This is a genomic window from Parundibacterium terreum (genome assembly GCF_014636315.1).
Taxonomy (GTDB): domain Bacteria; phylum Pseudomonadota; class Gammaproteobacteria; order Burkholderiales; family Burkholderiaceae_D; genus Undibacterium; species Undibacterium terreum.
Map to the genome: position 1 here is coordinate 1,381,854 of NZ_BMED01000001.1, position 23,436 is coordinate 1,405,289.

The 23,436-nt window shown below is 54.6% G+C and carries 26 protein-coding genes; 11 read left to right on the forward strand and 15 right to left on the reverse strand.

Annotated elements, in window-relative coordinates; all coding sequences use genetic code 11:
- Positions 1–638: 638 nt before the first annotated feature.
- The 5 genes from IEW12_RS06475 to IEW12_RS06495 all read right to left on the reverse strand — a co-directional run bounded on the left by IEW12_RS06475 (position 639) and on the right by IEW12_RS06495 (position 6,348).
- A complete protein-coding gene (locus IEW12_RS06475) occupies positions 639–2,279 on the reverse strand; it encodes a methyl-accepting chemotaxis protein (protein WP_188565112.1) in 1,641 nt (546 codons plus the stop codon).
- A gap of 302 nt (positions 2,280–2,581) precedes the next feature.
- Positions 2,582–3,496, reverse strand: coding sequence for a serine hydrolase (locus tag IEW12_RS06480; RefSeq protein ID WP_188565113.1), 915 nt, complete (start codon positions 3,494–3,496; stop codon positions 2,582–2,584).
- A gap of 190 nt (positions 3,497–3,686) precedes the next feature.
- Complete coding sequence (gene pal, locus IEW12_RS06485; RefSeq protein ID WP_188565114.1) at positions 3,687–4,220, reverse strand: peptidoglycan-associated lipoprotein Pal; 534 nt, start codon at positions 4,218–4,220, stop codon at positions 3,687–3,689.
- A 158-nt stretch (positions 4,221–4,378) separates the two neighbouring features.
- Positions 4,379–5,689 (reverse strand): ATP-binding protein, encoded by a 1,311-nt coding sequence (locus tag IEW12_RS06490; protein WP_188565115.1) that lies wholly within the window; start codon positions 5,687–5,689, stop codon positions 4,379–4,381.
- Positions 5,689–6,348 carry a response regulator gene (locus IEW12_RS06495; RefSeq protein WP_188565116.1) on the reverse strand — a complete coding sequence of 220 codons (660 nt, stop codon included), beginning with the start codon at positions 6,346–6,348 and terminating at the stop codon, positions 5,689–5,691. The genes IEW12_RS06490 and IEW12_RS06495 overlap by 1 nt, the downstream gene beginning before the upstream one ends.
- A 299-nt stretch (positions 6,349–6,647) precedes the next feature.
- Here IEW12_RS06495 and IEW12_RS06500 point away from each other — a divergent pair, with 299 nt between their 5' ends.
- Positions 6,648–7,139: a hypothetical protein gene (locus IEW12_RS06500; protein ID WP_188565117.1), complete on the forward strand. Its 492-nt coding sequence runs from the start codon at positions 6,648–6,650 to the stop codon at positions 7,137–7,139.
- A gap of 126 nt (positions 7,140–7,265) precedes the next feature.
- On the opposite strand, the gene IEW12_RS06505 is transcribed toward IEW12_RS06500, so the two are convergent.
- Together IEW12_RS06505 and IEW12_RS06510 are read right to left on the reverse strand one after the other, a co-directional pair.
- Complete coding sequence (locus IEW12_RS06505) at positions 7,266–7,964, reverse strand: hypothetical protein (RefSeq protein ID WP_188565118.1); 699 nt, start codon at positions 7,962–7,964, stop codon at positions 7,266–7,268.
- Between the two features lie 418 nt (positions 7,965–8,382).
- Entirely contained in the window at positions 8,383–8,991 is a 609-nt protein-coding gene (locus tag IEW12_RS06510) for a DUF4124 domain-containing protein (RefSeq protein WP_188565119.1), read from the reverse strand.
- 262 nt (positions 8,992–9,253) lie between these two features.
- On the opposite strand from IEW12_RS06510, the gene IEW12_RS06515 reads away from it, so the two are divergent.
- A complete protein-coding gene (locus IEW12_RS06515; RefSeq protein WP_188565120.1) occupies positions 9,254–10,138 on the forward strand; it encodes an ankyrin repeat domain-containing protein in 885 nt (294 codons plus the stop codon).
- Between the two features lie 53 nt (positions 10,139–10,191).
- Here the strand turns inward: IEW12_RS06515 and IEW12_RS06520 are convergent, their stop codons facing one another.
- The 3 genes from IEW12_RS06520 to IEW12_RS06530 all read right to left on the reverse strand — a co-directional run bounded on the left by IEW12_RS06520 (position 10,192) and on the right by IEW12_RS06530 (position 12,381).
- Positions 10,192–10,371, reverse strand: coding sequence for a hypothetical protein (locus tag IEW12_RS06520; RefSeq protein ID WP_188565121.1), 180 nt, complete (start codon positions 10,369–10,371; stop codon positions 10,192–10,194).
- Positions 10,372–10,410: 39 nt separating this feature from the next.
- The gene (locus IEW12_RS06525; RefSeq protein WP_229750952.1) at positions 10,411–10,998 is read right to left on the reverse strand and encodes a BON domain-containing protein; all 588 of its coding nucleotides are present in this window, start codon (positions 10,996–10,998) and stop codon (positions 10,411–10,413) included.
- A 198-nt stretch (positions 10,999–11,196) separates the two neighbouring features.
- Complete coding sequence (locus IEW12_RS06530) at positions 11,197–12,381, reverse strand: DesA family fatty acid desaturase (RefSeq protein WP_188565122.1); 1,185 nt, start codon at positions 12,379–12,381, stop codon at positions 11,197–11,199.
- A 459-nt stretch (positions 12,382–12,840) separates the two neighbouring features.
- Here IEW12_RS06530 and IEW12_RS06535 point away from each other — a divergent pair, with 459 nt between their 5' ends.
- The 4 genes from IEW12_RS06535 (at position 12,841) to IEW12_RS06550 (ending at position 16,383) form a co-directional block, all read left to right on the forward strand.
- A complete protein-coding gene (locus tag IEW12_RS06535; RefSeq protein WP_188565123.1) occupies positions 12,841–13,467 on the forward strand; it encodes a DinB family protein in 627 nt (208 codons plus the stop codon).
- Between the two features lie 221 nt (positions 13,468–13,688).
- On the forward strand, positions 13,689–14,090 hold the full coding sequence (locus IEW12_RS06540; RefSeq protein WP_188565124.1) for a GntR family transcriptional regulator: 402 nt from the start codon (positions 13,689–13,691) through the stop codon (positions 14,088–14,090).
- Positions 14,087–14,962 (forward strand): ABC transporter ATP-binding protein, encoded by an 876-nt coding sequence (locus IEW12_RS06545; RefSeq protein ID WP_188565125.1) that lies wholly within the window; start codon positions 14,087–14,089, stop codon positions 14,960–14,962. Before IEW12_RS06540 ends, IEW12_RS06545 begins: the two co-directional genes overlap by 4 nt.
- Complete coding sequence (locus IEW12_RS06550) at positions 14,959–16,383, forward strand: hypothetical protein (RefSeq protein WP_188565126.1); 1,425 nt, start codon at positions 14,959–14,961, stop codon at positions 16,381–16,383. Before IEW12_RS06545 ends, IEW12_RS06550 begins: the two co-directional genes overlap by 4 nt.
- A 59-nt stretch (positions 16,384–16,442) precedes the next feature.
- Here the strand turns inward: IEW12_RS06550 and IEW12_RS06555 are convergent, their stop codons facing one another.
- The 3 genes from IEW12_RS06555 to IEW12_RS06565 form a co-directional block, all read right to left on the reverse strand.
- Positions 16,443–16,826, reverse strand: a complete 384-nt coding sequence (locus IEW12_RS06555) for a hypothetical protein (protein WP_188565127.1) — start codon at positions 16,824–16,826, stop codon at positions 16,443–16,445.
- A gap of 135 nt (positions 16,827–16,961) precedes the next feature.
- On the reverse strand, positions 16,962–18,014 hold the full coding sequence (locus IEW12_RS06560) for a M48 family metallopeptidase (protein WP_188565128.1): 1,053 nt from the start codon (positions 18,012–18,014) through the stop codon (positions 16,962–16,964).
- Positions 18,015–18,023: 9 nt separating this feature from the next.
- The gene (locus IEW12_RS06565; RefSeq protein ID WP_188565129.1) at positions 18,024–19,265 is read right to left on the reverse strand and encodes a YjgN family protein; all 1,242 of its coding nucleotides are present in this window, start codon (positions 19,263–19,265) and stop codon (positions 18,024–18,026) included.
- Positions 19,266–19,440: 175 nt separating this feature from the next.
- Here IEW12_RS06565 and IEW12_RS06570 point away from each other — a divergent pair, with 175 nt between their 5' ends.
- From IEW12_RS06570 to IEW12_RS06585, 4 genes are all read left to right on the forward strand, one after another.
- Positions 19,441–19,614, forward strand: a complete 174-nt coding sequence (locus tag IEW12_RS06570) for a hypothetical protein (RefSeq protein ID WP_188565130.1) — start codon at positions 19,441–19,443, stop codon at positions 19,612–19,614.
- On the forward strand, positions 19,615–20,175 hold the full coding sequence (locus IEW12_RS06575; RefSeq protein WP_188565131.1) for a DUF922 domain-containing protein: 561 nt from the start codon (positions 19,615–19,617) through the stop codon (positions 20,173–20,175).
- 70 nt (positions 20,176–20,245) lie between these two features.
- Positions 20,246–20,914: a phosphoribosyltransferase gene (locus IEW12_RS06580; protein ID WP_188565132.1), complete on the forward strand. Its 669-nt coding sequence runs from the start codon at positions 20,246–20,248 to the stop codon at positions 20,912–20,914.
- 33 nt (positions 20,915–20,947) lie between these two features.
- Positions 20,948–21,532 carry a rhomboid family intramembrane serine protease gene (locus tag IEW12_RS06585; protein WP_188565133.1) on the forward strand — a complete coding sequence of 195 codons (585 nt, stop codon included), beginning with the start codon at positions 20,948–20,950 and terminating at the stop codon, positions 21,530–21,532.
- 16 nt (positions 21,533–21,548) lie between these two features.
- Here IEW12_RS06585 and IEW12_RS06590 read toward each other — a convergent pair whose 3' ends face one another.
- The gene (locus IEW12_RS06590; protein ID WP_188565134.1) at positions 21,549–21,977 is read right to left on the reverse strand and encodes a GNAT family N-acetyltransferase; all 429 of its coding nucleotides are present in this window, start codon (positions 21,975–21,977) and stop codon (positions 21,549–21,551) included.
- 78 nt (positions 21,978–22,055) lie between these two features.
- A complete protein-coding gene (locus IEW12_RS06595; RefSeq protein ID WP_188565135.1) occupies positions 22,056–22,790 on the reverse strand; it encodes an SDR family oxidoreductase in 735 nt (244 codons plus the stop codon).
- 124 nt (positions 22,791–22,914) lie between these two features.
- On the opposite strand from IEW12_RS06595, the gene IEW12_RS06600 reads away from it, so the two are divergent.
- The gene (locus IEW12_RS06600; protein ID WP_371874516.1) at positions 22,915–23,424 is read left to right on the forward strand and encodes a DUF1993 domain-containing protein; all 510 of its coding nucleotides are present in this window, start codon (positions 22,915–22,917) and stop codon (positions 23,422–23,424) included.
- Positions 23,425–23,436: the final 12 nt, after the last annotated feature.

The window sequence follows — 23,436 nt, forward strand, 5'->3', positions numbered from 1 at the left end:
TTGTTTGTGTTTTTATTTATTTTTTGAGACTTCTATTTTTTGTGTTGCTGAGAAGAACGATAGGAGAAGAAAAGCCTTTTGAACATCGACAATTTGTAAGCATTTGTCAAACGCTGTTAAGAGTTCTCTGCTTCTGCGACCAACAGCTTTTGCAGGTGCGGCTTTACGCGCATTTGGCAGCTTTCCACATCTTTTGTTACACAAAAATCGTTTCGTTCATAAAAGCGATACAAAACCAGACGCGTTTCTGCCAAAGCTTGCTTGAAAGGCACAGCGCCGCCGATTAAGTCGCCTGTATAAAATCCCGTGGCATTCGTTTTGGTCCTGCTGCCTCATGCGAATTCATCGTTGTGCATGCCCTGCTACCAGGTACTATTCCCGGTTGAGTTTGGGGTGGCGGGTGCGCAGGCGACGCTGGCGTTCCAGGAAGGTTTGGAGGGCCTGCAAATGCTGTTGGCCAAGATAAGGGAGAGTCTGCCACTGTGACAAATAGGAGAAGACCGTTAAAGGCGGGCGGCATCGGTCACCAGCAAGATACGCCTACGGCCGGTGCCTGGGGTCAACCGCCACCCCGGGCACGTCATTCAAGGTCTCGCGGCTGGAAGCCTTTGTTCAATTAAATCAGCTTTGCCAGCAGCTCATGCACCATTCGCGATCAGCTTCAAGTCAGGTGCGGACCGATAGGCAAGCGGCACGGTCTTGCCCTGCTTTTTGCTGGTGGTGAAGATGCTGACGATCTCGGTCAGGTGCTGCGCCTGTTCCTGCAGCGATTCCGTCGCTGCCGCAGCTTCTTCCACCAGCGCTGCATTCTGTTGCGTGACATTGTCCATGTTGCTGACAGCCTGGTTGATCTGTTCTATGCCCTCGTTCTGCTCCTGGCTGGCGGCGGTAATCTCTATCAACACGTCGCTGACGCGCTTCACGCTATCAACTACCTCTACCATCGTCTTGCCGGCCTGATCAACCAGGTGCGCACCTGCCCCAACCTTTTCTACGGAATCGTTAATCAGTGTCTTGATCTCCTTGGCGGCACTGGCCGAACGTTGTGCGAGATTACGTACTTCGGACGCCACCACTGCAAAGCCGCGCCCCTGCTCGCCTGCGCGTGCCGCTTCCACTGCCGCGTTCAGCGCCAGGATATTGGTCTGGAAAGCGATACCGTCGATGACGCTGATGATGTCGACGATTTTCTTGGACGAATCATTGATGGACGCCATCATCTCCACGACTTGGGTGACGATCATGCCGGCCTTGGCAGCAATCTCGGAAGAGGCCACCGCCATCCTGCTGGCTTCACTGGCATTACCTGCATTCTGCTTCACATTGGAAGTCAACTCTTCCATCGACGAGGCAGTCTCTTCCAGCGAGCTGGCCTGGTCTTCGGTCCTGGACGACAGGTCCAGGTTGCCGGTAGCAATTTCGGTTGATGCGGTGGCTATGGTCTCTGTTCCGTCCCTCACCTCGTTGACGATGGTGGACAAGCTCTCATTCATGTCCTTCAGGGATTTCAGCAGCATGCCTATCTCATCCTTGCCGGTGATCCGTATCTGCGAAGTCAGGTCGCCGGACGCCGAGGTTTGCGCAATGGATACGGCCTCGTGCAGAGGCCGCGTAATGCCGCGCACCAGCCAGTAGGTAATCGTTGCACCGAGCACCAGGGCCAGAACAATAGCGCTCCACAGCAAACGCGATGAAGCCCGATAGTGATCAAGTGCATCTTTTTGCGCCTCCGATGCCAGACGCTCTGCCTGTGCCAGGATGAAATCGACAATGCCGTCAATCTTCTGCGTCGGCGGCCTGTCCATGCCTTTCACCAGCACGTCTACCTTCTGCCCACTGCTCTGGTCTGCCTGGTCGTATTGTTTCAGTGCGTCCTGGTATTTGGTTTGCAATTCCTGGTGCGTCGCAAGCGCGTCATCTACCTGCTGGGTATCCAGCTTCAATTGGGAGAACAAGGTTTTCAGTTGCAGCAGATTGGCGTGCGTGGTTTCGCTTTGCTTGACGAAGGCGGCTGAATGTTTTTTGAAGGCCTCTGCGTCGTTACCGCGTATTAGCAGGTCCTTCCATTCCTGCACCTGTTTCTTGAACTCTACCTGTGCCTTGCGCGCAGTATTGACGGCCTGAGTAACCTGGGCGTCTTGCTCCATGATCTCGGTGCCCCGCGTATTGCTCTCACTTAGCGCGTTCTGCCCACCCAGTCCGACAGCAATAACAGCGAACAGCAGAATAGCGGACAAGGCGCCAAGCTTCACTCCGATTTTTATATCAGCCAGCTTCATTTTATTTCCTTTCAACAAAGAAAAATAAAAAGCTCAAGAAGCACGGACAGCGGAGCAAGATCAAATCCAGCAAAGAATCCTGATGCCGGCCGCCAATACAATAAAAGCTTCATGTATTCATCAAAGCACGCTTGATGCCAACTGGAAAGCTATTTAACGATAAGTCACAATCACATGCACACCCAGTAAACACCGGAGAACGCATGCAGTGCGTGAATGACAATGAAGGAGTGAGGGCCTGCTGCACGCATGTATTTGGTGCGCGCAGCAAGTAGCGGTGAGTTGTCGTGGAGCAGCTGATTTTACCGGATATCCGGAGTTCGTTGCTTTACTGAAACGATAGACGGATGGCTGTCCTTTTGTTTCGCCAGCAAGCGGCGGATGTTCAGCGCATCCAGGAAGCGCACCGAACTGGCCCTGGCATTGAGCAGCACCAGTGTCGCCTGCCGGCCGGCCAGCTTGAGCCGCATGATCAGGCAGTTGCCTGCTTCATTGGTAAATCCGGTCTTGGACAGCAGGATGCTGTCCCAGCCTTTCTTGCCAACCAGCTTATTCGTGTTGTGGAACTCCACATTGTGTCCGTTGATCTTGATCAGGTCAGAACTGTCGGTGGTGATATCGGCGATATCCGGATAGCGGGATGCAGCGACCGCCATCTTGACCAGGTCTGCGGCGGTAGACATATTATTCGGCGATAGGCCGGTAGGCTCTTGTAGCACAGTGTCATGCATGCCCAAAGCAGTAATCTTGGCCTGGACTGCGGCTTCAAACGCAGCCCTGCCGCCCGGGTAAGTGCGTGCCAGCGAAGCTGCTGCGCGATTATCCGATGACATCAGCGCCAGTTGCAGCACGTCGCGGCGCGATAGCGTAGCGCCTACAGGCACATGAGAGGCACTGTGCTTCAGCATATCCACGTCTGCCTGCTCAATGGAAATTTTTTCATCCATATCGGGCTTGCTGTCCAATACCACCATCGCAGTCATCAGCTTGGTCAGCGAAGCGATGGGCACCTTTTCAGTCGAATTCTTTTCCAGCAGCACCTTGCCCGTACCATCTTCTACCACCATCGCATGCTGCGAGCCGAAAGGCGCCTTGGTGACGTTGGCAGCATAAGAAGCATGAGACGCACAGAAGGCAGCGGATGAAAGGGACAGGCTGAAAAACAGGCGGACCAGTTTGCGGCGAGTGGAAATGTACGGCGAGAGAAAATCAAGCATGGGGGAAATCGTCATCCTGGTAGTCGTCTATACGAAAAAATCCTCGTTACCGATGGCGCATGGGATGGATGCGCAAAGCCGGAAAAATACCGGCCCTAAAACAAGTCAGGGAGCTTCGCTAGAAACTCCCTGACGGTGCAGCAAGCAGCAACCTAATACCGGTTAGCGATATAAAGGCTAGCTATATAAATTACTTGGCTGTGTAGACGATGTCTGCGCGGCGGTTTTCTGCCCATGCGGCTTCATCGCTGCCAGTTGCCTTTGGTTTTTCCTTACCGTAGGAAACAGCTTCCATCTGTGCATCCGGCGTGCCCAGCAAAGCCATTGCCTTGCGTACGGCCTCTGCACGTTTTTGGCCCAGCGCCAGGTTGTATTCGCTGCCGCCGCGCTCATCCGTATTACCCTGGATCAGGATCTTGCGGGTGCTGCTGGAAGCCACATACTTGGAATGTGCGTCAACAACTGGGTTGAATTCTTTTTTCACAGCATAGCTGTCGAAGTCGAAATACACGCTGTGCTTGGACAGGATATTGTTAGGATCAGTCAAAGGATCAACTGTAGGCGCTACAACGGTAGCAACAGTGCGCGAATCAGGAGCAGCAGGTTTTGCTGTCTCTACTGCAACAGGAGCCGCCGGTTTTTCTTCAACTTTAACTGGGGAGCTGCACGCAGCTAACAAAATGGCACCGGAAACGACGGTGGTGAATGTGGCTATCGCACGCATTGAAATTCCTTCTGAATATCTTGGTTGTCTGGGCTATTGTGAAGTTTTGACAATGGAATTGCATTAGCCATTTCAAAACTGCCCCATCATGCCCGAAAAGACTTAGGCGAAACTTAAATGAATGCTGCTCTGAGGAAATTTTTTAAATTTCATTAACCTTAAGATAAGACCGGGAAGCTGATGGTGACCGCAAGCCCGCCCAAGGTAGAATCATCCAGCAGTATCGTCGCCCTATGCCTGTCTGCTATCGTTTTGGCAATAGCCAGGCCCAGGCCGCTGCCGCTAGGGCTGGTACCCGGCACCCGGTAAAAACGGTCAAAAATGCGGGTGCGCTCCTGCGGGCGTATGCCGCCACCCGAATCCTGCACTGTCAGCGCCACCTGCCCCGCAGTCACTTGCATGGCTATCTGCACTACGCCGTTTTCAGGGATGTAGCGGATCGCATTGTCGAGCAGATTGCAGATCATCACGCGCAGGCTGTCTGCGTCTCCCAGTATCTGTACCGGTATGCTGAAGTCATTTTGCAATTTGATGTTGCGCGAGGCCGCAAACGGACCAACATCCGACACCGCCTGCTCTACAGTGGCTGTCAGCGAAAGGGGTTTCAGATCCGTGCTGTGCGAGGAAGGGTCTTGCCGCGCCAGCGCCAGCAATTGCTCCACCAGCCGCGATGCGCGATCCACGCCGCCCAGCAGGCGCCCCACAGCCTGCGCTTGCGCCACCTCATCCCTGGACCTGGCCAGTGTCTGCACCTGCAGGCGCAAAGCGGTAATCGGGGAACGCAATTCATGCGCGGCATCGGCAACGAAGCGCTGCTGCAATTGCAGGGCCTGGCCGGTGCGCGTCAACAAGGAATTCAGTTCTGTTACCAGCAGCAAGACCTCTTGCGGCACGCCTTCGTCCGACACCGGTTCTATCGAATCCGCACTGCGATTGGCCAGCTCCTTCCCTATCCGGTTCAGCGGTGCCAATGCCAGCGTCACCACCCACCATGCGGCAGCAAAGAGCAATAGCGATACCGGTATCACCGGCCACAGCGCGCTAAAGGCGAGCGTAATCGCCCTATCGCGCCGGGCATCTATTTTTTGCGCCACCTGCACAACCCGCTTGTGCTCCTGCACTGTGTAGATGCGCCAGTCGCCATTATCCAGCGTCACCGTGGAGTAACCCGTGCCGGCCTGCTTGGGCAGCAGCTTATAAGGGCGCGACTGGTATACGCGCACACCGTCTTCGGCCCATACCTGAACCACAAAGTCAAAGCTATTGCCTTCAATGCCGGGCAAGGAATTCCATTCGGCCAGGTCGAAATCCCTGTCCTGCAGCGCCAGCACCAGCTGCTGCATATGGTAATCAAACAGCTTGTTGGCCTCCCGCATCGCTGCATGGAAGGAAGTGGCGAACTGCAGTGCCGCCGCCGCGACAATGGCGGCGCCAAACAAAAGAATCAAACGCAGGCGCAAGGATTTCATCAGGTCTTCTCTATCATGTAGCCGACACCGCGCACATTGACGATGAATTTCTGGCCGAGTTTTTTACGCAGGCCGTGTATGTACACTTCCACCGCATTGCTCTCCACCTCGCCGGACCAGCCGAACAGGCGCTCTTCCAGCTGGCTGCGCGACAGGATCGCGCCAGGGCGGGCAATCAGCGCATCCAGGATGGCCCATTCGCGTGAAGACAGGATCACCTGCTCGCCCTGCCTGCTGACTTCCTTCGTAATCGCATTGATCGCCACATCGCCGTTTTTGTACAGAGGCTCCACCCGTCCGCGCGAGCGCCGCACCAGCGCGTGGATGCGGGCGATCAGCTCATCCAGGTCGAAGGGTTTCACCAGATAGTCGTCGGCGCCGCTTTGCAGGCCTAGTACGCGCTCGGGCACGGTATCCCTGGCTGTCATGATCATGACAGGCAAAGCGTCACCCCTGGCACGCAGGTCGCGCAGGATGTCTATCCCCTCCCGCTGCGGCAAACCCAGATCCAGCAGCAAGGCGTCATAGGTGTGCAGGCGCAAGGCATTTTCTGCCGCCGCGCCATCGGTCAGCCAGTCGACCAAGATGGACTCTCCCTCCAGCGCGATCTGGATATTCTCTCCTATCATGGGGTCGTCTTCGACCAGCAGGATCTTCATATTAAATTTTTTACAATCTGCAAGACCGCCATGCTTACTGTTTACTGCAGGCGATAAGTTTCAGGAATGCGGGGATTGTAAGCGAATCAGGCAAAGAAGATGAAATTCCAAACATCCCCGCCCGGAATGAATCAGGTGCGCTTTTATTTTCAGATGTGCAGGAATAGACGGCTGACCAATAATGATTCGTTACAATATTCACATATTGATGGTCATCTTGAAGCACCTCCACCGCGCTATGATCGCGTGGCACAACAATAGTGTTCCCAATCAAAACAACCGCACAAAGAGGAATCAAGATGAAACTGAATAAAGCCTTCGCTCTCCCGCTGCTGCTAAGCGCAGTCGCTGCCATCTCTGCATGCTCCACCGGCCATGCCTTTGCCGACGAACCGGGCCGCCACCCGGCTTATCTGCATGCACTGACCGACCTGCGGGCTGCAAACTGGATGCTGGAACATCGTCGCCCTGAAGATGGCGCAATTGCCGACGACGAATTGATTGCCCGCGATGAAATCGGCGCGGCCTTCAATGAGATCAAGCGTGCAGCGATCTATGACGGCAAAGATGTGCGCTACCATCCTGAAGTGGACACACCGCTGCCACGCGATGGCCGCCTGCACAAGGCAGTGGATTTGCTGCGCAAAGTCCATAACGATATCGCACGTGAAGAAGATGACCCTGGTACGCGCGGCCTGCAGCACCGGGCGCTGGAACACGTTGATGCAGCCTTGCATGCAGCGGAGCACGCCATCGGCGAAGTGCGCAGGCATGAACGTATGAAAGAGTAAGGCAAGTCCAGGAAATATTCAGCCAAATACCGGCTACCTATTTCCATCATATCCGCGCTATACGCCTGCTTATACAGGCGTATAGCGCGGATTTATTTTTTCTGCAGGTAGTTCTGCCAACGCAGCTTATACCTTGGTGCTAACCACATTACCTGTTGCCGGCGCACCGTGCAGGTTTTGCGAAAGCGATTGCAGGAAATTGCTCAGCGTCGCACCACTACCAGAGGCACCATCGGCCGACAACAGGTTATTAAAACTCTGCTGCAGCGCATCCAGCGAAGAATTACTGGAGCTAGACGAACTGGAATCCGATGTGCTGGAACCAGTTGCATCCTGGCTGGATGAAGAAGACAGTTCCGAGATCAGGCTTTGCAAGCCGCTTTCCAGCTTGCCTACTCCACCACCGCCATGATGGTGGTGATGCCCGCCGCCGCCGGAAGATCCGCTGACCGCATTCGCACCCGACTCATCACCACTGCTACCCGTCCCTTGCGTGGCACCGGTCTGGCCTGCCGATTGCGCCTGCAATGCTGCAAAAAGGTTTTGCGCAAATGCGGAGAGCGCCTGTTGAGCATCGTTGGCGGCAGGTGCAGCGGAAGTGCTGGCACCGGTGCTACCTGTGCTGTCGGTGCCGTTTCCATCCGACGATACGCCAAGCTGTGATAATGCATTCTTGATTGCATCCGCAAACCTGCCGCTGCCTGCGCCGCCAACACGGCTGCTGGAAGTATTACTGGAATCACTGCTGGAGCCGGTTGCAGTCAGGCTGGAGTATGGCGTTGTGTAGATGGAGGAATTGCTTGCGCCTATAGGTGATATGGACATGGTTTTTTCCCTGATTGAAGTTTGAATTTTTATGCGCCGATGGGCCTTGTTTTCCGCCTCCGGATGGAGGAAAACATGACGCTCACTTTATACCCATTCAATTTTTTAACGGCGCTTCAAACTTCAGAATAGAGGGGTGTTTCCGAATGATTTGTAACGTATTCGTACCTATTCCCGCATTAAGTATCAAGCTGGAAGAGAATGTAATCGGAGTAAATTTATCGGCAATTTTCCCTACATTGCTTGCGTTTTTATTGGACGGGAGACTAATTTCATGCCCGTATAGAACAGGCGGAAATCTGACACAAAAGGAAGATTTGATTCCATAGCCCGGGCGGAAGGCTTCGCTTTGACCGCCGGGCTATGTGTAGTGAGTGTAGTGGAGATATCTGGAACGAAAGGCTATTCTTGCCTTTGACTAATCGCCGGTATGCCGGATCTTGCCGTTGTATGTTTCGCGCCGGTCAGGATTCACCGCTGCCAGGCGGTAGTCGATCGCCTTGATATCTTCCGGCCTCATTGCGGGGCTGAATTTTTCCTTGACGAACTTCCACATATTCGACTGCAAACTTTCACACTGCAAGCTGGCTTCGGATTTATCGGTATTGTCCGCATCATCCCTGTCGCGGTAAACACGATTGTAGCGATCCCGGCGCATATTGAGGCGCTGGTCCCGCATCTGGTCACTGGCATCGCGCTTCAGCGGCCCCTCGCAGTTGGTCGTGAACGCCGTATTCAGCATGTAGTCCACCGAAATGCGGCAGCGCGATCTGCGATCCGCCAGCGCGCGGCAAGTCTGGGCGATCTTCTTGTCATCCTCGCGCGCAGCAATGGCAGCAAAAGCCTGCGAGTTTTTCACCTCGGCAGTTTTCAGGCCTTCTTTTGCCTGGCATGGCTGGTCCGAATAGGTCACTACACCGGCGGCATCGGTACACTTATTGACTCCGGCAAAACTGCTTGAAGACATCAATAGCGAACTACAGGCAATGGCAAACGCCAGGCCGTGAAAAGATACAGGCTTGTTCATAAATATGCGGACCAGGAATTGTTTAGATTTATAGCTTTTATCTCTAGAACTCACTTCATCAATAGGAGTGAGATGCGTCCTTATACTATAAAGTAAGCAGCCCGCTTTTAATACCCCTGCCACGTATCGGCGCCGAATTTATAGAACAAGTGTTGCGTACAGGATTTATTTACTATTTCCCTTGCCAAATACGTCTTTGTGCCGCGGCAGCTTGCGTATAATACTGTCATATAAGCAACATAATATATCAGGGAGTAGCGGGATGAGTGAAGAAAAGTCCAGGATATTCTGGACCAGCAGAATCGCAGGCGCCGTCATTATTTGTCTGTTGCTGGGCTGGTATTCCGTGCATCGCCACGCACAACAGGCGGTGGCACCAATGACAGTGGAATTGCAAAACCTGTTTTATGAAAACGGCTTGGCAAATAATGGCACCCAGGACCTTACCGAGCTTGCCAAAAAAATCGGGCCGGCGCGTATGGACCGCCTGCTGTACGACGCCGCACCCACTATCTCGCTGGCGGCAATGAAATGGATGGTAGCCAATGGCGCAGATCCTAAAAATATCGGCACGCTGCAAGACATGAGCCTGCTGCAAAGGGCTGCAAAACTGCCGCAATATGACCGGATGGCCTATTTGCTCGGCTTTGGGCTTAACCCAACAACGCGGACCAGCGATGGCAGGACCCTGATCCACATCGCAGCAGCGGGCGATCTCGACGATCGTGCGTTGGCGCTGTTCATGTCCAAAGGACTGAAAATCGACGATGTCGACTTATTGGGGCGGCAAGCCATGCACTACGCATCACTGAAATCGATACCGGTGCTGATCAGCGCCGGCGCCAATATCAGCGCTGTCGACAGCAGTGGACGCACGGCGCTGCATCAGGCAGCCAAAGACGGGCGCAACGACGCAGTAACTGCCCTGCTGGCTGCAGGTGCATCAGTGTACGATCAGGACAAGGCTGGCAAGACCCCACTGCACCTTGCTGCCAAGGCCCGCAATACCGATCAGGTCATAGAAACATTGTTGGCTGCAGGTGCGCCAACGACAGTCAGGGACAGTGACGGCAATACGCCAAGGGATTTGTCGGAAGATACCAGCCGTTACGGCAACCGGCGTTCTTCGATCAGAGACAGGTTGTAAGCAGGCAGCAGGACCTTCTGGGCGAGGCCTGTGTATTTTGACTTCGCCCCCCCTTACTTTGGAAGCGTTTTTGAAATAGAGACAGCGACAGGATCGCTGGCTGGAAAGCTTTCTTCCAGTCCTTCATCCAATGCCTCTTCATCATGTTTTTTCTTTTGCCTGCTTTCGCCGGCGGGTGCCTTGACTTGTTGCTCTCCAGGCTTGACAGCGGGTGGGGTAGTTTCTGTATTCATTACATGCCTTCCTGATGTCAAGAGCGGGACAGCGAGCTATTATTTCTTCAGGCTCATGTGATTGACCACGGTAACAACGCCATCTACCGTCTTGGCGACATCCACGGCATGGTTCAGTTGCGTATCGTTATTCACGAAGCCGCTTAATTGTACTTCGCCTTTCCTGGTCGTTACAGACACATCCAGGCTCTTCATGTCCGGGTCTGCCAGCATCGCCGATTTGACCTGAGCAGTGATTACGCTATCGTCTATCTTGTTGCCGACAGTCTGCTTGCCCTCTTTCAGGCTCAGTTTGTTGTCCACATCGGTTACGCCCTCAATCCCCTTGGCCACCGCAATGCTGCGATCTATCTGTGCCTGGTTGTCGGCAAAGCCGCTTAGCATGACTTGCCCTTTATTAGTCGTCACTTTGACGTCCATGCTCTTCACCTGCTCGTCCTGCACTAGCGCAGCTTTTACCTTGGTGGTGACCACGGAATCATCAACCTGGGTGCCGACCGTGGTTGGCGGAGCGGCTGTAACCGGATCCTGGGTCTTATTGCAACCGGACAACAATACAAGAAAAGCGCTGGCAGTGATGGCTGCTGCGGTAGCGGAGCGAAGCTTGAAAGTGGTCATGGCATTCATGATAGATCCCGTCCCATAGGTTAAAAGAATTATTGCTATACAGTGAACTTTACTTCTCTGCGTGCAAGAACTCTGTACGCTAGCTAACGCTTGCCGACTGGATAATCCAGGCTGACCTCAGGCTTGGAGCACGAAAAGTACAGGCGATAAAAAAGCCGGCAAACGCCGGCCTTTTCTTGTGCAGTGCTGCAATCAGGCTCAGGAATAACAGCGCAGGCGCTGCGAAAATTCCACCAAGGGCTTGATGCCGCTGGATTCCGCGCGATGGCACCAGTCCTGCAATTGCTTGACCAGTTGCTCCGAAGTGGCAGTGGAGCGCCCCCATATCGTCGCCAGCTCATTGCGCATGGCGACCATGGTTTGCAGCGCATGCGATTTGGACAGCGCCGCCTCCAACCGTGTACGGTCCGGCTCCTGCATCGTCTTGTCATCCAGCCTCAGCAGCGGCTTTACCGTCTGCAATGCCTGCGCATCCACAGGTGAATGCTGGCGCAGCTTGCCCAGTTCTTCTGCATAGGTGCGCTTCAGCGATTTCGTGTATTTAGCCAGCACATCATAGCGATGGCGGATCACGGCCTGCAAGCTGTCAGTGTCCAGCGTATGCTTGGCTGTGGCGAACTGCGGCTTGGGAGCAACGTACTTGACCTTGGCAAGGCCCAGGGTTTCCAGGATGCGGATATACAGCCAGCCTATGTCGAACTCATACCATTTGTTGGACAGCTTGGCAGACGTCGGATACGCATGATGATTATTGTGCAGCTCCTCGCCGCCTATCAAGATGCCCCAGGGGGCGATATTGGTGCTGGAATCTTCGGTAGTCCAATGGCGGTAGCCCCAGAAATGGCCTATGCCGTTGATGACGCCGGCGGCCCAGAATGGTATCCAGGCGATCTGCGTCAACAAGATCAGCAAGCCAGGGATCAGGCCGAACAGGATCACATTGGTCAAGCCCATCAGGGTCAGCCCCAAGATCATGAAACGCGAATAGACATTGCGCTCCAGCCAATCATCCGGCGTGCCATGGCCGTAACGTTCCATCGTGTCGGGAACATGGCTTTCTTTCACATAAAGGATTACGCCGCCCCATAGCACTTTATTGATGCCGTGGATTTGCGGGCTATGCGGATCTTCTTCGGTATCGCATTTGGCGTGATGTTTGCGGTGTATCGCAGTCCACTCCTTGGTGACCATGCCGGTGGTCAGCCATAGCCACAGGCGGAAGAAATGGCTCGCGATAGGATGCAGGTCCAGCGAGCGGTGCGCCTGGTGCCTGTGTAGAAAAATAGTGACCGACGCAATAGTGATATGCGTCAACACCAAGGCCACGATGATATTTCCCCACCATGGCAAATTCATTAAGCCAGAAAACAGTAAAGCTTCCATTTACCCCTCTTTTGAGTGTTTGCAAATCGAATATCGATAGACGGCAATCGGCAGCAGCCCGCTGCAGCAGATATTGCAGTAGCGATTAACTATAAACCCGCTTCAGCATACCGCTATTGATCCATGTCAAAACCTGATGTGTGGCAACAAACATCAGCACATATCGGCAGCAAATATCGATACATCACCGTGGTCGGCTATTTGCCGGAAAACCAGTTTCCTTGAAGACTGATTTCCAGGCATTTGCTCCATCTTACTCGAATGGGGCGATATTGCTATAAATTGATTAGAAGAACCGGTTTTTAGTACTTCCGGTACCATTATTAGCTTATATGGTAGCCGGCAAGCCCAAGCGCAATAGGTCAGAGCCCCAGGACAAGCATTTATATAGGCAGGACGCAAAATCTTGTGTGCTATATTTGACAAGATATTTTGCAACCACCTTCTGATTTGTCGCCCATGATTGTAGCCAGCCCACCGGCAAACCCGCTGCCAGCAAATCCCCTCTCCCACCATTTCCTGATGATGGCATATAACAATGCCTGGGCCAACTACAGGCTGCTGAAAGCTTGCACTCAGCTCAGTCCGCAGGAATTTGTCGCGCCGCGCACCAGTTTTTTCCCCACCATCAGGGCAACGCTGGGGCATATCCTGACGGTGGACTGGTTCTACATGGACGCGCTGGAACGCGAATTGCGCGGCCAGGCCCCGAACCTGGAATGCAGGAGTTTCTTTGAGAACCGGGAGCCATTTGATACCGCAGCCGAAATGCAGCGCGAACAGGCACTGACAGACAATCGCATGATCGCCTATTGCAAACAGCAAAACGATAGTGGTCTGAACCGGCTGGTCTCCATAGAAAGCCCCGGCAGAAAGACCCGCTGCGACACCCGCACCCGTTTGCTGGCGCATATCTTCCAGCATCAGATCCATCATCGCGGCCAGGTACATGCAATGCTGTCGGGCACCAGCGTGGCTCCACCTCAGCTGGACGATTTTTTCTGTTCCAACGATGCCGAACACCGTGCCGACGATTTTGCCGAACTGGGTTGGACCGAAGCCGATGTCTGGAACCCGCCCGCGTGAATTAAGCTACCCCGAATCCACCGAGAATCCACCCCGAAACCGCCCCTGATTCGCCCGCTACTCCCCAATTTTCATCCGAAGTACTGAGAGGCCCCAAGCTCAGTGGGGCGGACAGCCGCATGCTTTTCCACCACAAAAATTAAAAATGGCTTGACTAGGGCCATTTACCGCATTACTGTATTAATCAACTAATACACATATACACCATAAACGACAATGAGATGAACAAACACCCTCCTACGCTGTTCTCCATCTCTACCGGTTCAGCCGAACCAATCTACCGGCAATTGGTAGACCAGGTCAGGCGGCTCGTGATCGGCGGCCAGATGCTTGCCGGCGACTCGCTCCCTTCGGTACGGGATGTCGCCCAGGAACTGGCGCTCAACCCCATGACCGTGTCCAAGGCTTACAGCATGCTGGAGGCGGAGGGCATACTGCTGCGCCACCGCGGCCTGGGCATGCTGGTGGCGGACGGCCACAATACTGCCGGCGGCAACATCACGGAGCGTGCCCGCCTGTTGCTGCCCACGCTGGAACGCGCCGCGGCGGAAGCCAGGCAACTGGAACTGGATACAAAAACCGTGCTCGCCCTATTCAAAAAAATCCTGGAGGAAAAACAATGAACACGAACATCGTGCAAATGGAAGGTGTCAGCAAGCGTTACGGCAGCCAGCAGGTATTGCAGGACCTGAAGTGGGATATTCCAGCCGGCAAGGTCATCGGCCTGCTGGGGCGCAATGGTGCAGGCAAATCCACATTAATGGAATGCCTGCTGGGACTGCGCGAAACGGACAGCGGCTCACTCAGCCTGTTTGGCGAAGCGGTAAATCAGCTCAGTGACGGCACCCGCGCGCGCATCGGTTATGTCCCGCAAAAGCCGGATTTATTTGAATGGCTGACACCGCCACAGATGCTGGATTACTTCAAGGCGCTCTACCCGCGCTGGAACACAGCCAAGGTACAGGCACTGCTACAGCGCTGGGGTTTCAATCCCTTGATGCAAAACAAACCGATAGGAAAAATGTCGGTCGGTGAAAAACAACGCCTGTCCATCATCCGCGCACTGGCACACGACCCTGAACTGCTGATCCTGGACGAACCGGTCTCCAGCCTGGACCCTGCCGGCCGCCGCGACTTCTTGCGGGAACTGATCAGTGAAGTCATAGAGCGCGAAACCACGGTTGTTTTTTCCACCCACATCCTGTCCGATCTGGAAAGGATAGCAATGGATGTCGCCTTTCTGAAAGACGGCAAGATCGGCCTGCAATCGCCGCTGGACGATCTGATGGAAAGCGCAAAGCGCATCACAGGACCTACGCCCGCTTTCCGCTATCTGAATATCAAGGGTGAAGTATCGCGTGCCCAGAATGCCAATGGCCAGACCAGCATCATCGCCTGTACCGATGCGGCAGATATCGCCACCTTGCATGCGCAGACCTCTGTCCATATAGAGCCCATCAGCCTGGAAGACCTGTTTGTCGAGGTTACACAATGAACAGCTATAAACAGATGCTGCTGCAACCGCTGCATGAACAAAGGAACGTTAGCAGCTTATGGGTGACATGGCTGGTACTGGGCCTGGGCACGGTAGGTGGGCTGGTGAGCTGGCTGGTGATGAACAAGCATGACGCGGCCTTGTTCATAGCCGGCATCGCTGTAGTGATGTCCGCGCTGATGTGGTGCGGGCTGCTGCTGAAAAGCCTGATCTTCCAGAACAGCCCCATCAACGCCAGGCTATTGCCAGGCTTGCGCCCTCGCCTGATCAAGCTCACTGTGGCTACCTGGCTGGCATTTTCGCTTTTATTGAGCGGCCTGCTATCAATAATAAAAGATCGCGGCGATCTGATTTTCGTACTGGTCGTGCTGGCAATTCTGTGCGCCAGCCTGATGGTGCGCTACACATGGATGCGTTTTTTACCTATCGTCTGGATCATTTCGAACCAGATGCTGAGTAGCCTGACGCCATCCTTTGCCAGCATCGCGGCAACGCTGGGCGAAACGCGGTGCATCCTTATCATCGGCGGCCTGGATATTGTTCTGGCGGCATTCACGCTGCATGTGCTTTACCCGCAGGGAGGGGAACGCCACTGGGCCTGGCATGAACAGATGAAGCGCATAGGCACTGCTTTGCGCAGCGGAGCTTCCTGCTCGGACATGGGCGTGTCAAATACGATGATCAGCAAGGCATCCAATTTTGGCTACTTCTCTTCATTGGAACGCGATTGCAGGAAGCGTGCGTCGGGCAAGCAACTCTTGCCCTATGTGCTGGGGGTAAGTTCGCACTGGGTCACGATGCTGATCATCCCCTGCCTCCTCATTCTGGCGGCAATACTTGTCAATCTGTGGGGAGGCTTTAAAAAGAGCGAAGCAATGCATGTTCTCGTTTCACCCATGCTGGTTTTCTATACAATGCTGCCCGTGATGATATTTGTGAACAGCTTTTCCGCCACGATATACCGTCTATCCACGGAACAGGCTTTGCTCAGGCTAACACCGGCGATACCGCAAAACAGGCAGTTGAATCTCACGCTGGGAAAATTCCTGCTGGCCAGGATGCTGGCCGCATGGGGCGCAGGAACCGCCTGTATCGCCATTTCCCTGCTGATCCTGGATGCCGACAGTGAACTATTCAATTTCGCACTGAGCGCAGCTCCTGCCTTTTTACTGCTGCCGGGCTTGGTGCTGGGTGATTTTTCCAAGTCGGCAACACCGGTGAACTCCCTGTTCAGCGTAGGCGTGATGATGTTGCCGGCGACAGTAGTGTGTATCTTTTTCCTTATCCGCCAGCTCGCTTACCCCCTTCCCTGGTCCGTGCTGGGCGGACTCAGCACTATCGCTGCAGCACTGCTGGCCTATACCCGCTGGAACAGGATGATGCGGGCGCCGGTCACATTTCCAGCCGGGCGAATATCCTGAAAAAAATCAGTGCTTCCCGCCGCGCTGCATAGATGCGGAGTTCAACCCGGCACTATCTACTATTGGGTGCCGGGTTTTACATCGATAATGTATTTTTCATCCAGCGCTTCCACATTGCTATAGGCTGCAGGCAGCATCAGATGGATTTCCTTGTTCACATTGCCGTCGATCTCGAAGCGGTAGCCATCCACCACCTGCGGCTTGCCATCCACGCGCTGAATCACGCGATAGGTCCCACGCGGCAAGATAGTCGGCACCCACCAGGAAGTCGTGCCTGCGCTGACGCCCGGCCCCTGGTTGAACAGGGACTTGCTATGTTCGCTCCAATCGGGAGCAAACTGATAAGTCACCGGTGCGGCAGCCTTTTGCCCGGTAGCAGCACAGCCGGATAAGGCAGCCAGCAAAGCGGCGCCGGCCCAAAAACCCCATATATGCTTGGACATGATGAAACTCCCTTCAAAGTAACGCGGCAAGTAAAGCCTGCCCCTGCCCTGGCTCATTGATGCATTGTACTGCGCGGCAAAGATCTTGCCTGACGCCGGTATCCGGCATCCCCTGAGCAGGCCAACGCTGCAACCCTATTGCCCGGCAGCTTGCCGCAATCTGGCGGCCCTTTGTTCCGTCGGCGGATGGCTGGCAAGATAGTCTGTCGTCGCCCGCATCCAGAGCGGGATACCGCTGGCCAAATTGCGCTTATTCCTTTTTTCCAGCGATTCAAACAAGTCTGCCATATGCGATGGCGAGATACCATGCTGCTTCAGCAACATCACCGCATAGTCGTCCGCCTGGGTTTCCATCTCGCGTGAATATTGCCCTTGCAATACCAATGTTGGCGCGGCAGCCGCCAATGCGCTGAAATCACCGAACAAGGTGCCCGTTGCAACCGCCAGCACAGAGCCGTGCAGCAGATTTTTCAGCGAATGCCGGTACTGGATGTGACCCATTTCGTGGGCCAGCACACCGGCAAACTCATCGGCAAGAAAACCACTCAGGTCGCTGCCAACTCCGGTAATATGATCCACCATCGCGTCAGTGACAACTATCGTCCCGTTCGGCAGTGCCAATCCATTCGGCCCCACGCTTTTCGCATCACGAAAAACTAGCCGTACCGGTATGCGGGTGACGGCAGGCTTGATTGCCGCAAAAATATCCTGTGCCTGCTGTTGGCGCTCCTTGCTTAATTTGCTGGGTTGGAACAAGCCTGAATCAAGGCCTGCCAGCACTTCATCACCCAGCTTCTTTTCGGCTGAATCGGGAATGAGCGGAACGACCTGGTCTACCGCCCACGGAATGCCCCACCAGTAGCCGGCAAACAGCGCAAACAGCATCACCACCAGGGCAAGTAGCGCACCGGGCCATTTATCTTGCCAGCGCATCACAAAGGACTTGCGGTATGCAAGCAAGGCAAGCAGTTCTGCCTTGGCAGAAGATTCATGCACTTCGCAGCGGGAGCCATCGGGGAAACTCAATACGCACGGTGCGCGCTCAAAAGGTTCCAGTACCTGGGTCGCGGTCTTAAGAAAGCTTCTGGTGATATCCACGCCAAACAAGCTAATGGCTTCCTTGTCCACGCTGACATCCACCTGGTGCAACTTGCCGTTGCGGCCATCAAAATAATTTGCTGAAATCATATGCTGCCCTTACCAGGAAAGGTCAAAACCGAGGAAGTCCACCGCGCCGTCGCCGCTGGCGCCTACTTCGAGCTGCTGCTCGCCGCTCGCCAATTGTTCAAAATCACCTTCGGTCACAACCGACATATGATCGAGGCGGTAACGGTAAATACGAACCACGGCAAAGGGACGGTATAAACCCAGCGTCAGCAAGGTCAGCAACAAATTGACGGCCTGCAGGCGTATATAAGGCCAGGCGCGCAATTCCGATGTGATCTCCACTTGCGGGAAACGCGTATGCGACCACACCAGGTTATAGATACGTACTTGCAGATAGGGCCCTGTCGCCAGATAAAACACATAGGCGGTGATGACAATACTGAGCATGAAGCTGGCCGCCAGCCAGATGTCGGCGCCGGCGAGTCCATGCGACTTCAGGCGTCCGAAGATACCAATGCCGCCCATGGCTATCGCGATAAAAATGCCGGCCACTATCGTGCTCAGCACGGCCAGCAAGAAAGCCAGGAAATAAGGACCGATAAAGCGGAAGACCGACGCCGTGTAGGTAGCCGAAGAAGCGCCGAACTGCAGATTCGCATGCTGATAGCGTTTGATGAATCCGTGCATGACGGGCCATGCCAGGTAAAGCAGGCTGGCGCCCCCTATCCATCTGGCCTGCATAGGAGCGACTGCTGCCGCCACGCCCGGCAGTAGGAACAGCACCAAAATCGGCAGATAGGTGGCGTAAGCACCGCCAAGGGAACCGCCAAAGTTGAAACGCAGCGCCCGGTAGCTAGTATTGCGCAGCCTGAAGCGCAAGGCACTACGCATCATCCAGGGTAAGGCCAGTAGCAGGAAGCTGATAACGACTATGCCAAAAATCTTGGAAAAGCCGAATGCGTAATGATATGCCGCCAACAGAACCAGTGCGACGATGCGCCCTTTCAGTATCGCCTTGGGATCGCCATGGAAATTGAAGGTCGCGCCGGCCAACTGCGTATTGCGGTCAAAATATTGCAAGCGCCGTACCTTGGCCCACGCGGAATAAATGCCCAGCGTAGCGATCGTCAGGCATAGATTGACTATCCAGATGCGGAAATACTCGCTGCCGCTGCCGGTGAAAACGAAAGCATGTTTTTCTTTGCGTGCCGGCGGCAGGGGCGGAGGGGCGGGATGGCCCGTATCGTGAAAGGTATGGCTGGAAATACTCGGCGGCAGAGAAGACGCGCGCGGCTCGCCATTGACTGCAGTTTCAGGGTGATCATTGTGCATAAAGGCTCTAAGCTTAAGTCGCGGTTCTTTAGGTGATGCGCTGATCACAGGTTTTCTGGCATTTATCATGCGCCTATCATTATGCCTATAGGCGCATCTGATATTATTATAACGAAACATTGTAAAATTAATACTTTTTCTCTTTGCATCTCGTTTTTAAGCCGGAGGAGCCCGCATGAGCTACAGCACCGCAATGACGCTTGCCGTCGTCTTGCTAATACTTCCGCTTGGCATATGGTTCAGGGTAAAAATTTTCCGTGCATTGAATTCGCACTATGGAGAACGCTATCTGAAAGCACGCGCCCAGGGCCCTTTCGTTCCTGCCGACGATCCAATCCAAAAGCACTGAATGCAGAAACTACTCCTGTTTTCTCTACTGAGCCTTGCGCAAGCCTGCCACGCAGAAGTCAGCGAAAGCCTCGTGTATGACTATTACACCGCGCATGCAGAGCCCAGGCGCAGCCTGTTCGACGTACTTAGTGCGGCCTCGCCGATCCGGCAAAAGAGACAGATTTTCCACGGTCATACAAACTGGTATGTAAAATGGACGATGCGCTGGGTTGAAAATCCAAACCGTAGTTGCCGGCTGACGAAGTTCAAGGTCGATCTGTCGGGCAAGATCCTGTTGCCCAAGCTGGAGAACGCGAACGCGGACCAGCAAATGGAGTTTAGCAACTACCTGTCGGAACTGCGTGTGCACGAACTGGGCCACTACGACATAGGGCGCGAGGCCGCTGCTGCGGTGGATAAAGCCATTTTAGCGTTGCCGGAAATGCCGGATTGCAAGGCACTGGAGGCCAGGGTCAATGAGCTGGGACATACCATCCTGCGGCAATACCTGGACAAGGAGTTACGCTATGATGCGGTCACTCTCCATGGCAGGCTACAGAGCGCGTGGTCAGGCAGCTAGCTACAGACAGGCCGGTTAAAAAGACCGGATAAAATCTGCAGCGCCCGCATGTATGCCGGAGGTATTCGCGATGAAAAATCCATTCAAGGGCCAGCACCCCGGGCGTCCGTTCAAAAACAGAATGCATGCGGCACAGTTGATGGCGGCAAAGCTGAGCAGGTATGGCGCAGGCTCACCGTTGATACTGGCCATACCGCGCGGTGCAGTTCCGATGGCAAGCCTGATCGCGCAGCAATTGCATGGAGAACTGGATGTCGTGCTGGTACATAAGATAGGCGCACCATACAATAGCGAATACGCGATAGGCGCACTGGATGAAAGCGGCCGGACCTACCTGACGCCGTATGCCGCTGAAGCCGGCGCAACGGAAACTTACCTGCAGCAGGAACAGGCCAGGCAGGTGCAGATACTTAGAGAGCGGCGCAGGCAGTACACGCCGCTGAGAGCGCCCGCTGATCCGGCGCAGCGGGTAGTGATCATCGTTGACGACGGACTGGCGACAGGTGCTACCATGATCGCCGCGTTGCATACTCTCAGAGAAAAAAGGCCGGCAAGTCTGATCAGCGCAGTGCCGGTTGCGCCGCGCCTCACGCTTGAAAAAATCAGGCCTATCGCCGATGCAGTATATTGTTTGCACATCCCCGATCACTTTGTCAGCGTAGGCCATTACTACCAGGACTTTACGCAGGTGGAAGATGAGGAAGTCATCCGCATACTGAGCAGCAACCGGCATCATTGACTTGAACAATTTATTTAAACATTTTGGAACGCAATGCCCATCATAAAAAACGCCATCGTCACCGTCATACTGATCGCCATCTGCGGCATCGTCGCACTGCTCTCAGGATTGGGATCTTCCCAGGCTGTACTGCAAGACCTGTTTATCGCCGGCCCTGGCAGCCACGGGGGCTACCAGGATGTGATGAACGGCCAGATATGGCGGCTGGTAACACCCATCTTCATCCATTTCTCTGTGCTGCACATATTCTTCAACCTGATGTGGGTGTGGGACCTGGGCCGCATGATAGAGGGCATCAAGGGTGCAGCCTTCTATGCTGTCTTCATCCTGCTGGTAGGGATTGCTTCCAATGTGCTGCAATACAGCGTCACGCACTCGCCCTACTTTGGCGGCATGTCCGGCGTTATCTACGGTCTGCTGGGCTATGTATGGATGCAGTCGCGCTACCGGCCGGGCCTGGGATTCGAGCTGCACAAAAATACCGTCGTGATGATGCTGATCTGGTATGTGCTTTGCTGGACTGGCCTGCTGGGTGCGATTGCCAACTGGGCACATACCGGCGGCCTGCTCATGGGCGTGCTTATCGGCTACCTGGATCCCGGGCGCAGGCGCAGCTAGCCTCTGCTGCAGTGTACTAGCTGAGTATGCCGGACTCTATCGCCTGCTGTTGATTGGCAAAAATCGCCATCGCGGTATTCATCGGGCGAAATCCCAGCTTGCTATAAAAACCCTCCTTGCCGGGATTGGCATACAGGATGATTTTTTTGTGTCCTTGCGACAGCGCGACCAGTTTCTCGACCAGGGCCTTGCCGAGTTGCCGGCCCTGGAAATCGGGGTGCACAACCACATCGCAGATATAGGAACAATCCAGGCCGTCGGCCAGTGCGCGCCCCGCGCCTGCCAGACGGCCTTGCTCGTAGATGAAGCACTTGTAGCGGCTATTGGAAAACACCAGCTTCAGGTTTTGCGCCGGCTTGATCCCCAGCGGGGCGATGCGGTATAACTCCGATAGCTCGTCCCAATCCACCTCCGCATCATCCATCACCCATGTAAATTCCGGCATTTCTTCTCCTTGCTGATGTTTGCAGATGTTTGCTTCCGGTATGGCAGACGCTCCCGGTCTGCGTACGCAAGGATGCACTCAGGGATTTACTTCGCGCAAGTCCGCGATGGCCAGTTCGCCGAACTTGTCGCCCAGCAGATAATCCACTAGGCGCCTCGCGCAATCGTCCGCACTAACCAGGTCGCCGTTGCTTTTAAATCCTTCAAATTTTGCCCGCTGCGGAAATTTTTCCAGCGGCGTTGCGCGGATTTCAGTCTGCATATCGGTGTCGATGATGCCGGGGGCAATACTGCAGATTTTCAAGCCATTGCTCTGGTCCAGCGCTGCGGCACGCGCATGCTGGTCAACGGCAGCCTTGCTGGAGCAATAGATGCTCCAGCCCTGCATGGGATTGCGGCCCGCGCCACTGGAGATATGGGCAATACGCCTGTCTGCGACTTCCTTGCTGGCAGCAGCAACGGCGGCACTCAGCATCAAGGGCGCTGTCACATTCACGCTGACGGTGCGGGCAATGGAAGTGAGGTCCTGCACTTCCAGCGGGCCAACTGGCTGCAACATACCGGCATTATTAATCAGCAACACGGAACTGCTATCGCCGATAAATTGCTGCAATACATCTTTTATCAACCATGTTGCCAGCGCAGCGGTATCCGACAAATCCAGCGTTACCTGGGTCAACAACTCTGGGAAGCTGGTTGCCAGTTCGGTATTCCGGGCGCGCGCCAGACCCAGCACCGGTATGTTGCTTGACAACAGTTTTTTGGCAATGGCAGCGCCCAGGCCGCGGGTGTGTCCGGTCAAGATGACTTTCATTCATTATCCTTTTAGCGAGATGAGCACGAAAATTACTAAGCTGCTACTCTATCCGAAATTGCAGAATCGCTCAGCCGAGTGTTTAAAATCCCCAACGATGAGGAGGCCCACCATGTCCCTTTCCATGTACCGCGTTTCTGTACCGGTCTTTGTGCGCGGTTTGCGCGTGCTGTCCAGCTTGCTGGAAAAGGCCAGCGCCCATGCGCAAGAGCACAGCATCCCTTCCGAAGTGCTGATCAACGCCAGGCTGGCGCCGAATATGCTGCCGCTGTCGGCGCAGGTACAGCGTGCCAGCGACACCTCTAAGCTGGCGATAGAACGGCTGACAGGCATCCCCTCCCCGCACTTTGCCGACAAGGAAACCACCTTTGTCGAGCTGGAAGAGCGCATAGCCAGCACGATCACTTATCTGGAAAGCGTGGATACGGCCTTGCTGAATGAAAGCGAAACCCGCACCGTGACACTGAGTTTTGGCGAATTCAAGCCCAGCTTCAAGGGCGATGACTATCTGCTCACCTTCGCCATTCCCAATTTCTTCTTTCACGTGACGACCGCGCATGACATCCTGCGCCACAATGGAGTAGCCATAGGCAAGCGCGATTATCTCGGCCCCTATACACCGCCGCAAGCCTGATGAAAAAAGCCC

Excerpts from the sequence above, each read along its gene's own strand:
- IEW12_RS06510 (WP_188565119.1), bottom strand. The coding sequence starts at position 8,991 with ATGAACAAGCCTGTATCTTTTCACGGCCTGGCGTTTGCCATTGCCTGT.
- IEW12_RS06580 (WP_188565132.1), top strand. The coding sequence starts at position 20,246 with ATGAAAAATCCATTCAAGGGCCAGCACCCCGGGCGTCCGTTCAAAAAC.
- IEW12_RS06600 (WP_371874516.1), top strand. The coding sequence starts at position 22,915 with ATGTACCGCGTTTCTGTACCGGTCTTTGTGCGCGGTTTGCGCGTGCTG.
- IEW12_RS06560 (WP_188565128.1), bottom strand. The coding sequence starts at position 18,014 with ATGATTTCAGCAAATTATTTTGATGGCCGCAACGGCAAGTTGCACCAG.
- IEW12_RS06540 (WP_188565124.1), top strand. The coding sequence starts at position 13,689 with ATGAACAAACACCCTCCTACGCTGTTCTCCATCTCTACCGGTTCAGCC.
- IEW12_RS06565 (WP_188565129.1), bottom strand. The coding sequence starts at position 19,265 with ATGCACAATGATCACCCTGAAACTGCAGTCAATGGCGAGCCGCGCGCG.
- IEW12_RS06545 (WP_188565125.1), top strand. The coding sequence starts at position 14,087 with ATGAACACGAACATCGTGCAAATGGAAGGTGTCAGCAAGCGTTACGGC.
- pal (WP_188565114.1), bottom strand. The coding sequence starts at position 4,220 with ATGCGTGCGATAGCCACATTCACCACCGTCGTTTCCGGTGCCATTTTG.
- IEW12_RS06505 (WP_188565118.1), bottom strand. The coding sequence starts at position 7,964 with ATGTCCATATCACCTATAGGCGCAAGCAATTCCTCCATCTACACAACG.
- IEW12_RS06480 (WP_188565113.1), bottom strand. The coding sequence starts at position 3,496 with ATGCTTGATTTTCTCTCGCCGTACATTTCCACTCGCCGCAAACTGGTC.
- IEW12_RS06535 (WP_188565123.1), top strand. The coding sequence starts at position 12,841 with ATGATTGTAGCCAGCCCACCGGCAAACCCGCTGCCAGCAAATCCCCTC.
- IEW12_RS06570 (WP_188565130.1), top strand. The coding sequence starts at position 19,441 with ATGAGCTACAGCACCGCAATGACGCTTGCCGTCGTCTTGCTAATACTT.
- IEW12_RS06500 (WP_188565117.1), top strand. The coding sequence starts at position 6,648 with ATGAAACTGAATAAAGCCTTCGCTCTCCCGCTGCTGCTAAGCGCAGTC.
- IEW12_RS06575 (WP_188565131.1), top strand. The coding sequence starts at position 19,615 with ATGCAGAAACTACTCCTGTTTTCTCTACTGAGCCTTGCGCAAGCCTGC.
- IEW12_RS06525 (WP_229750952.1), bottom strand. The coding sequence starts at position 10,998 with ATGAATGCCATGACCACTTTCAAGCTTCGCTCCGCTACCGCAGCAGCC.
- IEW12_RS06555 (WP_188565127.1), bottom strand. The coding sequence starts at position 16,826 with ATGTCCAAGCATATATGGGGTTTTTGGGCCGGCGCCGCTTTGCTGGCT.
- IEW12_RS06475 (WP_188565112.1), bottom strand. The coding sequence starts at position 2,279 with ATGAAGCTGGCTGATATAAAAATCGGAGTGAAGCTTGGCGCCTTGTCC.
- IEW12_RS06550 (WP_188565126.1), top strand. The coding sequence starts at position 14,959 with ATGAACAGCTATAAACAGATGCTGCTGCAACCGCTGCATGAACAAAGG.
- IEW12_RS06490 (WP_188565115.1), bottom strand. The coding sequence starts at position 5,689 with ATGAAATCCTTGCGCCTGCGTTTGATTCTTTTGTTTGGCGCCGCCATT.
- IEW12_RS06585 (WP_188565133.1), top strand. The coding sequence starts at position 20,948 with ATGCCCATCATAAAAAACGCCATCGTCACCGTCATACTGATCGCCATC.
- IEW12_RS06590 (WP_188565134.1), bottom strand. The coding sequence starts at position 21,977 with ATGCCGGAATTTACATGGGTGATGGATGATGCGGAGGTGGATTGGGAC.
- IEW12_RS06515 (WP_188565120.1), top strand. The coding sequence starts at position 9,254 with ATGAGTGAAGAAAAGTCCAGGATATTCTGGACCAGCAGAATCGCAGGC.
- IEW12_RS06495 (WP_188565116.1), bottom strand. The coding sequence starts at position 6,348 with ATGAAGATCCTGCTGGTCGAAGACGACCCCATGATAGGAGAGAATATC.
- IEW12_RS06595 (WP_188565135.1), bottom strand. The coding sequence starts at position 22,790 with ATGAAAGTCATCTTGACCGGACACACCCGCGGCCTGGGCGCTGCCATT.
- IEW12_RS06520 (WP_188565121.1), bottom strand. The coding sequence starts at position 10,371 with ATGAATACAGAAACTACCCCACCCGCTGTCAAGCCTGGAGAGCAACAA.
- IEW12_RS06530 (WP_188565122.1), bottom strand. The coding sequence starts at position 12,381 with ATGGAAGCTTTACTGTTTTCTGGCTTAATGAATTTGCCATGGTGGGGA.